This window comes from Pseudoxanthomonas sp. GW2, assembly GCF_000283075.1.
GTDB lineage: Bacteria > Pseudomonadota > Gammaproteobacteria > Xanthomonadales > Xanthomonadaceae > Pseudoxanthomonas.
Genome location: NZ_ALIP01000144.1, coordinates 1 through 10,640, shown reverse-complemented (window position 1 = coordinate 10,640; position 10,640 = coordinate 1). Strand labels below are relative to the sequence as shown.

The 10,640-nt window shown below is 72.4% G+C and carries 10 protein-coding genes; 3 read left to right on the top strand and 7 right to left on the bottom strand.

Going from position 1 to position 10,640, the window contains the following annotated elements:
- Positions 1–140: 140 nt before the first annotated feature.
- Positions 141–2,792, bottom strand: a complete 2,652-nt coding sequence (leuS, locus tag B351_RS0113645; RefSeq protein WP_019399597.1) for a leucine--tRNA ligase — start codon at positions 2,790–2,792, stop codon at positions 141–143.
- Between the two features lie 250 nt (positions 2,793–3,042).
- On the opposite strand from leuS, the gene B351_RS0113640 reads away from it, so the two are divergent.
- Positions 3,043–3,294 carry a SemiSWEET transporter gene (locus tag B351_RS0113640; RefSeq protein WP_019399596.1) on the top strand — a complete coding sequence of 84 codons (252 nt, stop codon included), beginning with the start codon at positions 3,043–3,045 and terminating at the stop codon, positions 3,292–3,294.
- Between the two features lie 14 nt (positions 3,295–3,308).
- Here the strand turns inward: B351_RS0113640 and B351_RS0113635 are convergent, their stop codons facing one another.
- Complete coding sequence (locus B351_RS0113635) at positions 3,309–3,926, bottom strand: DUF998 domain-containing protein (protein WP_019399595.1); 618 nt, start codon at positions 3,924–3,926, stop codon at positions 3,309–3,311.
- A 192-nt stretch (positions 3,927–4,118) separates the two neighbouring features.
- Between B351_RS0113635 and trxA the strand changes: the two genes are divergently transcribed.
- Positions 4,119–4,976: a thioredoxin gene (gene trxA / locus B351_RS0113630; protein ID WP_019399594.1), complete on the top strand. Its 858-nt coding sequence runs from the start codon at positions 4,119–4,121 to the stop codon at positions 4,974–4,976.
- 45 nt (positions 4,977–5,021) lie between these two features.
- Here trxA and B351_RS0113625 read toward each other — a convergent pair whose 3' ends face one another.
- The 3 genes from B351_RS0113625 to B351_RS16870 form a co-directional block, all read right to left on the bottom strand.
- The gene (locus B351_RS0113625) at positions 5,022–5,798 is read right to left on the bottom strand and encodes a LytTR family DNA-binding domain-containing protein (protein WP_019399593.1); all 777 of its coding nucleotides are present in this window, start codon (positions 5,796–5,798) and stop codon (positions 5,022–5,024) included.
- Entirely contained in the window at positions 5,795–7,018 is a 1,224-nt protein-coding gene (locus B351_RS0113620) for a sensor histidine kinase (RefSeq protein WP_156810474.1), read from the bottom strand. Before B351_RS0113620 ends, B351_RS0113625 begins: the two co-directional genes overlap by 4 nt.
- A 315-nt stretch (positions 7,019–7,333) precedes the next feature.
- On the bottom strand, positions 7,334–8,557 hold the full coding sequence (locus B351_RS16870) for a formimidoylglutamate deiminase (protein WP_019399591.1): 1,224 nt from the start codon (positions 8,555–8,557) through the stop codon (positions 7,334–7,336).
- Between the two features lie 94 nt (positions 8,558–8,651).
- Here B351_RS16870 and hutI point away from each other — a divergent pair, with 94 nt between their 5' ends.
- Complete coding sequence (gene hutI / locus B351_RS0113610; RefSeq protein WP_019399590.1) at positions 8,652–9,875, top strand: imidazolonepropionase; 1,224 nt, start codon at positions 8,652–8,654, stop codon at positions 9,873–9,875.
- 78 nt (positions 9,876–9,953) lie between these two features.
- Here hutI and B351_RS17420 read toward each other — a convergent pair whose 3' ends face one another.
- Together B351_RS17420 and B351_RS0113600 are read right to left on the bottom strand one after the other, a co-directional pair.
- Complete coding sequence (locus B351_RS17420) at positions 9,954–10,124, bottom strand: 30S ribosomal protein THX (protein ID WP_019399589.1); 171 nt, start codon at positions 10,122–10,124, stop codon at positions 9,954–9,956.
- A gap of 75 nt (positions 10,125–10,199) precedes the next feature.
- Complete coding sequence (locus B351_RS0113600; protein ID WP_019399588.1) at positions 10,200–10,613, bottom strand: MerC domain-containing protein; 414 nt, start codon at positions 10,611–10,613, stop codon at positions 10,200–10,202.
- Positions 10,614–10,640: the final 27 nt, after the last annotated feature.

Sequence of the window (10,640 nt, the reverse complement as noted above, 5' to 3'; positions counted from 1 at the left end):
CTCCCCCCCCCCCCAGGTTGGGTGCTGTCCGCACGCAGCGCGCACGGGGGATGGAGGCATGGCAGCGGCGGGGCCCAAGGTTCCGCAAGGAACCTTGGGCAAGCGGCCGCAGGCCGCACCCGCCGTGAACATCGGCGCCGCTACGCGGCGACGATGTTCACGATCTTGCCCGGCACCACGATCACCTTGCGGATGGCCAGGCCTTCCAGGTACTTGGCCGCGTTCGGCTCGGCCTTGGCCAGGGCCTCGATCTGGTCGCGCGGGGCGTCGGCGGCGACCTCGATGGTGCCGCGCAGCTTGCCGTTGACCTGCACTGCCAGGGTCACCGCGTCGCGCACCAGCGCCGCCGGGTCGGCCTTCGGGAACGGCACGTCCTCCAGCAGCGTCTCCGGGTGGCCCAGCACCTGCCACAGCGCGTGGCTGGCGTGCGGGGTGATCGGGTTGAGCAGCAGCACCGCCGCCTCCAGCGCCTCCTGGCGCACGGCGCGGCCCTGCGGGCTGGCGTCGTCGAACTTCGAGACCGCGTTGAGCAGCTCCATCACCGCGGCGATGGCGGTGTTGAAGGCGTGGCGCACCTCGTAGTCGTGGCCCACCTTCTCGATGGTCTCGTGGGTCTTGCGCCGCAGCGCCTTCTGCCCGGCATCCAGCGCGGACACGTCCAGCGCCGGCGCGGGGCCGTCGGCGGCGTGCTTCTGCACCTGCGACCACAGCCGGCGCAGGAAGCGCGCCATGCCGTCCACGCCGGCCTCGTTCCACTCCAGCGACTGCTCCGGCGGCGCGGCGAACATCGAGAACAGGCGCACGGTGTCGGCGCCGTACTTGTCGACCATAGCCTGCGGGTCCACGCCGTTGTTCTTGGACTTGGACATCTTCTCGGTGCCGCCGACCAGCACCGGCTGGCCGTCGGCGCGCAGCACCGCGCCGGTGACGCGCCCGCGCTCGTCGCGCTGCACGTCGACGTCGGCCGGGTTGATCCAGTCCTTCGAACCGTCCGGGTTCTGCCGGTAGTAGGTGTCGGCGATGACCATGCCCTGGGTCAGCAGGTTGGTCGCCGGCTCGTCGCTGTCCACCAGGCGCGCATCGCGCAGCAGCTTGTGGAAGAAACGGAAGTACATCAGGTGCAGGATCGCGTGCTCGATGCCGCCGATGTACTGGTCGACCGGCAGCCAGTAGTTGCCGCGCTTGTCGACCATCTCCCGCGCCTTGGGCGAGGTGTAGCGTGCGTAGTACCAGCTCGACTCCATGAAGGTGTCGAAGGTGTCGGTCTCGCGCTCGGCGTCGGCGCCGCACTCCGGGCACTTGCACTTGCGCCATTCGGGATCGGCCTTGATCGGCGAGCCGACGCCGGTGAACTCCACGTCCTCCGGCAGCAGCACCGGCAGCTGGTCCTCCGGCACCGGCACCGCGCCGCATTTGTCGCAGTAGATCACCGGGATCGGGCAGCCCCAGTAGCGCTGGCGGCTCACGCCCCAGTCGCGCAGGCGGTAGTTGACCCGGCGCTGGCCGCGGCCCTGGCGCTCGAAGCGCTCGGCCAGGGCCTCGAACGCGCCGCGGTAGTCCAGGCCGTCGAACTCGCCGGAATTGACCAGCTCCAGGTCCTCCCGGGTCTTGTCGCCGTACCAGTCGCGCCAGGCCTGCGCATCCCAGGTCGCCTCGTCCTCGTTGCGCGGCGACTTGAGGCGGATCACCTGCACCTTGGGCAGGCCGTACTTGCTGGCGAACTCGAAGTCGCGCTGGTCGTGGCCGGGCACGGCCATCACCGCGCCGGTGCCGTAGCCCATCAGCACGAAGTTGGCGACCCAGATCGGCACCTGCTCGCCGGTGACCGGGTGCACCGCCTTCAGGCCGGTGTCCATGCCGCGCTTTTCCTGGGTCTCGATGTCGACCTCGGAGACGCTGCCGCGCTTGAGCTCATCCAGGAACGCCGCCAGCGCCGGATTGGCGGCGGCGGCCTTGACCGCCAGCGGATGCTCGCCGGCGATGGAAACGAAGGTCACGCCCATCAGCGTGTCCGGGCGGGTGGTGAACACCCGGATCGGCTCCAGCGCCGCGCCGGCCGCGTCGACCACCTCGAACTGGATCTCCAGGCCCTCGGAGCGGCCGATCCAGTTGCGCTGCATGGTCTTGACCGCCTCCGGCCAGCCCGGCAGCTCGTCCAGGCCGTCCAGCAGCTCCTGGGCGTAGTCGGTGATGCGCAGGAACCACTGCGGGATCTCGCGCTTCTCCACCAGCGCGCCGGAGCGCCAGCCGCGGCCGTCGATCACCTGCTCGTTGGCCAGCACGGTCTGGTCCACCGGGTCCCAGTTGACCACCGCGTTCTTGCGGTAGGCCAGGCCCTTGCGCATCAGGCGCACGAACATGCGCTGCTCGTGCACGTAGTACTCGGGCGTGCAGGTGGCGAACTCGCGCGACCAGTCGATGGCGTAACCCAGCGACTTCAGCTGGGCGCGCATGTGCTCGATGTTCCTGTAGGTCCATTTGGCCGGGGCGACCTTGTTCTTGATCGCCGCGTTTTCCGCCGGCAGGCCGAACGCGTCCCAGCCCATCGGCTGCAGCACGTTGTGGCCGGTCATGCGCTTGTAGCGGCTGATCACGTCGCCGATGGTGTAGTTGCGCACGTGGCCCATGTGCAGCGCACCGGACGGGTACGGCAGCATCGACAGGCAGTAGTACTTGGGCTTGTCGGAGGACTCGTCCACCTCAAAGGCGCGCGTCGCTTCCCAGAACGCCTGGGCGGCGGATTCGACCGGCTTGGGATCGTAGGCGGAGACGTTTTCGGGGACGGCGGACATTTGCAGTTCGCGGCGGCTGCGGCAAAGTCCGCAAGGGTACCGCAGTGCAGCATCCGGCTCCACCCGGAACGCCTGCCGCCCCGGGCGCCGAAACCCCTTCCCGGCAGCGCCGGCTACCATCGTCCAGCCACCACCAAGGCCCGGACATGCCGACCCGGTTCCCGCCCTCCCCCCCCCGCCGCACAGCTCCCGTATTCAGGGTTTCCGGCGCGGGCGCGCGCCCCCCGCTCCCGCGTGCCGGAGAGCGGGCGTGAGCGGGCACTGGCTGGGCTTCGTGGCCGCGACCCTGACCACGGTGGCCTTCGTGCCGCAGGCGCTGAAGACCCTGCGCAGCCGCGACACCCGCGGCATTTCCCTGGGCATGTACGTGGTGTTCACCGTGGGCCTGTGCTTCTGGCTGGCCTACGGGATCGTGCTCGGCTCGTGGCCGATGATCCTGTCGAACGTGGTCACCCTGGTGCTGGCGCTGCTGATCCTGGCGCTGAAGCTGCGGCACGGCTGAGCCGCGGCCTGGGCTCAGCCGTCCGTGCCCAGCCGCGGCTGGGCCGCCGCGGCCACGCCCCAGCCCAACCAGCCGAGGATGGCCAGGCGCTGGGCCAGGGCCGGACCGATCCAGTCGCCCAGCAGGAAGGCGCCGGCCAGTACCAGCACCGCCGCGCCCAGGGAGACCGGGGCCAGGCGGCCGGCACCGCGGACCCCGCGCAGCCCCAGGGCAAGCGCGCCGCCACCCAGTACGAAGCCCAGTACCCAGGCCAGCCAGGCGAGCGCGTGCCAGCGGCTGGCACCCGCATCCAGCGCCTCCAGGTCCAGCCGCAACAGTCCCTGGGCGGCGAACGCCAGCGCACCGACCAGCAGCAGCTGCAGGCCGATCCCGGCCAGCAGCCTCGATCCGGGCGGCAGGCCGGCGCGCAGGCGCAGCACCTGCCAGGCCTGGGCCAGGCCCGGTGCCACGTAGGCGGCCAGCCCGAACGCCAGGCCGGCGCCGCCGAGCTGGCGCGCGCCCAGCAGGCCAAGCGGGTGGAGCAGGTGCGAATAACCGTCCAGGCGCGCCGCGGCGAGCACTGCCGCCACCACGCAGGCCAGGGCCGCTGCGACCGCGGCCGCGATGCGCATCCGCGCCGAAGGCGCGCTCATGCGGCGTCCCCGGCGCGTGCGGGAAACGCGGACGGCAACGGGAGGAAACGTGACATGGGGCTTGCGCGGGGCCGTGGCGGGCCGGCCATGCTCCGCCGCCAGGCCGCTAGACTGCAACCCCGGCGTGCGCCGCGCCCTTGCAAGCCACGGCCGCGGCCCCATCTGTCCATTTTCCCGATCCGGATGCCCGCAATGTCCAATCTCCCCCACGTCGTCGACGTCACCACCGACAACTTCGAGACCGAGGTGCTGCAGAAATCGCTGCAGGTGCCGGTGCTGGTCGATTTCTGGGCGACCTGGTGCGGGCCGTGCAAGTCGCTGGGCCCAATCCTGGAAAAGCTGGCCGGCGAGTACGGCGGCGCCTTCGTGCTGGCCAAGGTCGACGTGGACCAGCAGCAGCAGATCGCCGCCGCGTTCCAGATCCGCTCGGTGCCGACCGTGTTCCTGCTGGTCGGCGGGCAGCCGGTGGACGCGTTCCAGGGGGCGCTGCCGGAAGGCCAGCTGCGCCAGTTCCTGCAGCAGCACGGGATCGAGCCGCAGGCCGCCGAGGAAGCCGTGGAGACCGAAGCCGCGCCGCTGGATCCTCACGAGGAAGTGCTGCGCCTGCGCCAGGCCGTGCAAGCCGAGCCGGACAAGGAGGAGATGAAGCTGGACCTGGCCCTGGCCCTGCTGCGCACCGGCGCCGTGGGCGAGGCCGAGCAGCTGCTGGACGCGCTGCCGGCCAACCTCGCCACCGACGACCGCGCGGTGCGCGCGCGTGCCCGCCTGGGTTTCGCCGCCCTGCTCAAGGACGCACCGCCGCAGCCGTCGCTGGAACAGGCCCTCGCCGCGAATCCGGACGACCACGCCGCCCGCCACCTGCTGGCCGTGCACCAGCTGGTCGGCGGCGATACCGCCGCCGGCCTGGAGAACCTGCTGGAGCTGCTGCGCCGCGACCGCACCTACGAGGACGGGCTGGCGAAGAAGGCCCTGATCGACGCCTTCCGCGTGGTCGAGGACGAGGACCTGGTCGGCCAGTACCGCCGGAAGATGGCGTCGCTGCTGTTCTGACCTGCCCTCCGGCGCGGCAGGCCTTGCCGCCGCGCCGGCCTGGCGTCACATCCCGCGGAAGCGGTGCAGGAAGGCGCCGCTGACCGGAAGGGTCTCCGGGTGGTCCTTGAGCCGCAGGCTGTGCCGTCCCAGTTCGTTGCGCACCAGCCGGTCGATCGCCGAGACCCGCACCACCGCGCCGCGGTGTACCTGCCAGAAGGTGTCCGGATCCAGCCCCATCAGCAGTTCCTTCAGCGGCGTGCGGATCACCGCGTCGCCGTCGGCCGTGGCCACCCGCACGTACTTGTCCTGGGCCTGGAAGAACAGCACCTCGTCGATGCCTATCATGCGCACGCTCTCGCCCACGCTGGCGGTGATCCAGCGGATCAGTTGCCCGCCGCGCGGGCGCAGTCGCGCCTCCAGTCCGTCCAGCAGCGCCTGCAGGTCGGGGCCGCCGCCCGCGGCGCGCTCCTGCAGCCGCTGCCGCAGCCGCGCCACCGCCTGTTCCAGGCGTTGCGGCTGCAGCGGCTTGAGCAGGTAGTGGGCGGCGCCGGCCTCGAACGCGCGCACCGCGTAATCGTCGTAGGCGGTGGTGAACACCACCAGGCCGCCATGCGCGGCCACGGCGCGGGCCACGTCCATGCCGCTGGCGCCGGGCATGCGGATGTCCAGGAACGCGACCTGCGGCCGGTGCGCGGCCACCGCGTCCAGCGCCGCCTCGCCGTCCTCGCACACCGCCGCCAGCTCCAGTTCCGGCCAGGCCAGGCGCAACTGTTCGACCAGCGCGCGCCGCTGCGGCGCCTCGTCCTCGGCCACCAGGCCAACCACCTTTCCCGTGCTCACGTCCCTGCCTCCTCCAGTGCCGAACGCTCCAGCGCGATCATGGCGACCACGCCGCCGCCCTCGCGCGGCTGCAACCGCAGCGATGCCCGGCGGCCGAAACGGTGTGCCAGTTGTTCGCGCACATTGGCCAGGCCCATGCCGCTGCCAAGGCCGGGCTTGAGGCCGGCGCCGTCGTCGAGGACGCGGACCACCAGGTCCCCGCCCTCGGCCGAAGCGTCGATCTCCACCCGTCCCGGCCCTGGCCTGGGCTCGATGCCGTGCTTGACCGCGTTCTCCACCAGGGTGATCAGCAGCGCCGGCGGGAACGGCAGGCCGCGCAGCGCCTCCTCCACGCGCACCGTCCATGAAAGGCGGCCGCCCGTGCGCACCTGCATCACCGCCAGGTAGCTGGTGCAGATGTCCAGCTGCTGGCCGAGGGTCGAAAGCAGCCGGTGGTCGTCGCGCAGGCGCGGGATGGCCGTGCGCAGGAACGCGACCAGCGCGTCCAGGGCGGCCTCGGCCTGGGCCGGATCCTGGCGGACCAGCGCGCGCACCGATGCCAGGGTGTTGAACAGGAAGTGCGGCTCGACCTGGGCCTGCAGCACGCCCAGGCGCAGGTCGGCCTCGCGCACGCTCGCGGCCATCGCCTCCAGCTCGCGCGCGTGGCGGTGCTCTTCCCAGCGCCGGCGCTCGCTGAAATACGCCGGCAGCGCCAGGCCACCACCCAACAGGGCATGCAGGATGGCCAGCCCGATCAGCTCGAGGAAGCTGCGGGCCGCGTTGAGCACCGGCCCCAGGTCCGGCGGTGGGGTCCGCTGCAGGCCATGCGCGTGGACCAGTTCCCTGATGTGGGCCGAAACCACGATGTCCATTGCGACGCCAAGCGCGATGCCAAGGAGGACCGCCGCCACCACCGCCCGGCGTTCGCGCCGCGCCGGCCAGCCACGATGGCGCACCCAGGTGGCCATTACCGGTGCCAGCATGGTGAACAGGCAGAAGAAGGCGAACTGGACCGCGGCGTAATACAGCCCGAACCAGCCATCGCGCGTGCTCAGCCCGGTCACGGTCCCGGTCAGCGTGGCAAGCAGCGCACTCATCCCGCAGAACAGCCAGGCGCGCCCGAGCAGCCAGGGCCGGCTGAACACCGGGTACTGGCGGTAGTGGCCCCAGGCCGCGTGGCTGCCCACCAGCACCTCCGGCGGCAGGACCTGCTGCAGCGGATAGTCCGCGTCGGTTTTCATCCCGTGGCTTTCCTCGACGGTCGCCGGCATTGCACAGCAGCGCCGCCGGCATGGCCCGCGGCGGCGCCAGGCGCCGGGCCACGTCCATCCGCGTGCGGCCGCCGGCGGGACAGCATGCGCGGCGTGGCGCCAGCGCATGCCCCGTTCCGCCAGGTGCGCACGGGACATGGCCGGGCCGATGCGGCAAGGGTGTCCATGCAGGCATTCCCTGCTGTCCTGGGTGCCGCCATGATCGGCGTCCAGGCCGGGCCCGTGCACGCCTGCGACGGACGCGGCCGCAGGCGCGACGAATGCCCGCCTGCGCGGCGCGGGCGCTCAGCCGGCCAGCAGGCCCGCCAGCGCCTTGCGGTAGCGCGCGGCGATCGCATCCGCGTCCACGTGGCGGCCGGCGCGCACGCGCACCTGCCCGGCCACCCGGGTCTCGGCCACCAGCGGGCGGTTGCCGGCGAACAGCCAGCGGTCGGCCAGGTCGTCCGGCGTGGCCCCGGCCAGCTGCGCGGCGCCGGCATCGAGCAGGACGAGGTCGCCGGAGGTATCCGCGAAGCCGGTGGCATCGGCCGCGCTGGCGGCCACCCCGGCCAGCAGGCTGGCGCCGACGCGCGGGTGGTCCACGCTGGCGACGATGTTGCGGCGCCGCGCGCAGAGCCGCTGGCCGTATTCCAGCCAGCGCAGCTCCTCCACCGGCGACACCGACACGTGCGAATCCGAGCCGATGCCCCAGCGGCCGCCGGCATCCAGGTATTCGCGCAGCGGGAACAGCCCGTCGCCGAGGTTGGCCTCGGTGGTCGGGCAGATCGCCACGGTGGCGCCGCTGGCGGCGATGCCCTGCACCTCCCCGGCGTCCAGGTGGGTGGCGTGGACCAGGGTCCAGCGCCGGTCCACCGGGAAGCGGCGCAGCAGCCATTCCACCGGACGCTCGCCGCGCACCGCCAGGCTGGCCTCGACTTCGGGCACCTGCTCGGCGATGTGCAGGTGGATGCGCGTGTCCGCCGGCAGCGCCGCCAGCACCGCGCGCATGGCGTCCTCCGGCACCGCGCGCAGGCTGTGGAAGGCGCAGCCGACGCGCAGCATGTCGTCCTGCAGCGGGCGCAGCGCCTCCAGCAGGCGCAGGAAGCCGTCCACGTCGTGGGCGAAGCGCCGTTGCCGCGGCGACAGTGGCTCGCCGGCGAAGCCGCCGCTCATGTACAGCACCGGCAGCAGGGTCAGGCGGATGCCGGCATCGCGCGCAGCGGCGACGAGCGCGCGCGACATCGCCGCCGGATCGGCGTAGGGCGTGCCGTCGGGCTGGTGGTGCACGTAGTGGAACTCGCACACCGTGGTGTAGCCGGCCTCCAGCATCTCCGCGTACAGCTGCGCGGCCACGGCGTAGGTGCTGTCCGGATCCATGCGCGCGGCGAAGCGGTACATCAGCTCGCGCCAGGTCCAGAAGCTGTCCTGCGGATGGGTGCGGTGCTCGGCCAGCCCGGCCATCGCCCGCTGGAAGGCGTGCGAATGCAGGTTGGCGATGCCGGCCAGGGCGAAGGAGTGGTGATCGGGCATGGACGCATTGTGCCCGGCGGACCGCGGGCCGGCATGTGCGTGCGAGAATCCCGGCCATGACCGACGCGATCCCGATGGCCCGCGAGGGCTTCCGATGACCCGCCCGCCGCTGTGGGACGGCCTGCTGCTGGATGCGCGCCTGGCCACCCTCGACGGCCCCGGCTACGGCCTGGTGGAGGACGGCGCGCTGGCGTGGAAGGACCGCCGCATCGCCTGGGTCGGCCCACGCGGGGCATTGCCGGCCGGCGATGGCCCACTGGCCGCGCAGGTGCTGCAGGCCGGCGGCCGCCTGGTGACGCCGGGCCTGGTCGACTGCCACACCCACCTGGTGTTCGGTGGCAACCGCGCCGGCGAGTTCGAGCAGCGCCTGGCCGGCGCCAGATACGAGGAGATCGCCCGCGCCGGCGGCGGCATCGTCTCCACCGTGCGCGCCACCCGTGCCGCCGATCCGGCCAGCCTGCTGGCGCAGTCGCTGCCGCGCGCCCGCGCGCTGGTGGCCGACGGCGCCACCACCGTGGAGATCAAGTCCGGCTATGGCCTGGACTTCGACAGCGAACGGCGCATGTTGCAGGTCGCGCGCCAGGTCGGCGCCAGCCTGGGCATCGAGGTGCGCACCACCTTCCTCGGCGCGCACGCGCTGCCGCCGGAGTACTCCGGCCGCGCCGACGACTACATCGCCGCGGTCTGCGAATGGTTGCCGCGGCTGCACGCCGAAGGCCTGGTCGACGCGGTGGATGCGTTCTGCGAGCGCATCGGCTTCGATGCGGCGCAGACCCGCCGGGTGTTCGAGGCCGCGCGCGCGCTCGGCCTGCCGGTGAAGCTGCACGCCGACCAGCTCAGCGACGGCGCCGGCGCGGCCCTGGTGGCGGAATTCGGCGGGCTCTCGGCCGACCATGTCGAGCACACCTCGCCCGAAGGCGTGGCGGCGATGGCACGCGCCGGCACGGTGGCCGTGCTGCTGCCCGGCGCCTTCCACGTGCTGCGCGAGACGCGGTTGCCGCCGCTGGATGCATTCCGTGCCCGGGGCGTGGCGATGGCGGTGGCCACCGACTGCAATCCCGGCACCTCGCCGCTGCAGTCGCTGCGCCTGGCCATGTCCCTGGCCTGCACCCACTTCCGGCTCACCCCGGAGGAAGCCCTGCGCGGGACCACGGTGCACGCCGCGCGTGCGCTCGGGCTGCATGATCGCGGCCGCCTGGCCGCGGGCCTGCGCGCGGACTTCGTGCTGTGGAACGCGAAGGCGCCGGCCGAACTTTGCTACTGGCTGGGCGGCAACCTGGCGGCCTCGGCCTGGAGCGGCGGCCGCCAGCTGTACTGAGGCGCGGGAAACCCTGCCCCGAAACGCAGAACGCGGCGCCAGGCGCCGCGTTCCGGGAGTACTGCTGCGAGGAGGCGATCAGCCGGCCTTGGCCACCGTCTTCTTGGCCACGGCCTTCTTCACGACGGTCTTCTTGGCCGCCGGCGCGGCCGCACCCGCCGCGGCACGGGTGCCACCATGGCGGCGCGCGTTGCCGTAGCTGGAGTTGTAGCGCTTGCCCTTGGCGGTCTTGCGGTCACCCTTGCCCATTCATTTAACTCCTTGATTTCGAATAACTTGGACGGCGCGCGGCGCGCGACAGGGCGGCAAGCCTAGCATGCGCGCTCAATGGGCGCAGCTGGCGTCATGAACATGGCCATGGTTGAGCCGCAGGTTCAGCACGTGGGCCACGCCGACCAGGGTGCCGCCGAAGGTCATCGCCACCGCATGCGGCACCGCCGCCTCGTGCAGCGGCGCGTACAGCAGCCCGGCCCACAGTGCCAGCAAGCCCGGCACGAGCAGGCCCAGCGCGCGCAGCGCACGGTGGCGGCGGTAGCTCCAGCCCAGGCTGAACACGCCCAGCAGGCTGACGAAGGCCACCAGGGTCCATTCCACCCCGTCGTCGAACCACAGCGACATGCCCAGCGCCGGCACCGCCGCCAGCAGCAGCGGCGTCAGCGCGCAATGGATCGCGCACAGCAGCGAGCCGGTGGCGGCCAGGCGATCGACGAGGCGGTGGTGGTGGTGGTGATGGGGCATGGGCGGGGGGGGGGGGGGGGGCCGGGA

What these genes read in the sequence shown, in the direction of transcription:
- leuS (WP_019399597.1), bottom strand. Translation starts at nt 2,792, where the DNA reads ATGTCCGCCGTCCCCGAAAACGTCTCCGCCTACGATCCCAAGCCGGTC.
- B351_RS0113635 (WP_019399595.1), bottom strand. Translation starts at nt 3,926, where the DNA reads ATGAGCGCGCCTTCGGCGCGGATGCGCATCGCGGCCGCGGTCGCAGCG.
- trxA (WP_019399594.1), top strand. Translation starts at nt 4,119, where the DNA reads ATGTCCAATCTCCCCCACGTCGTCGACGTCACCACCGACAACTTCGAG.
- B351_RS0113620 (WP_156810474.1), bottom strand. Translation starts at nt 7,018, where the DNA reads ATGAAAACCGACGCGGACTATCCGCTGCAGCAGGTCCTGCCGCCGGAG.
- B351_RS16870 (WP_019399591.1), bottom strand. Translation starts at nt 8,557, where the DNA reads ATGCCCGATCACCACTCCTTCGCCCTGGCCGGCATCGCCAACCTGCAT.
- hutI (WP_019399590.1), top strand. Translation starts at nt 8,652, where the DNA reads ATGACCCGCCCGCCGCTGTGGGACGGCCTGCTGCTGGATGCGCGCCTG.
- B351_RS17420 (WP_019399589.1), bottom strand. Translation starts at nt 10,124, where the DNA reads ATGGGCAAGGGTGACCGCAAGACCGCCAAGGGCAAGCGCTACAACTCC.
- B351_RS0113600 (WP_019399588.1), bottom strand. Translation starts at nt 10,613, where the DNA reads ATGCCCCATCACCACCACCACCACCGCCTCGTCGATCGCCTGGCCGCC.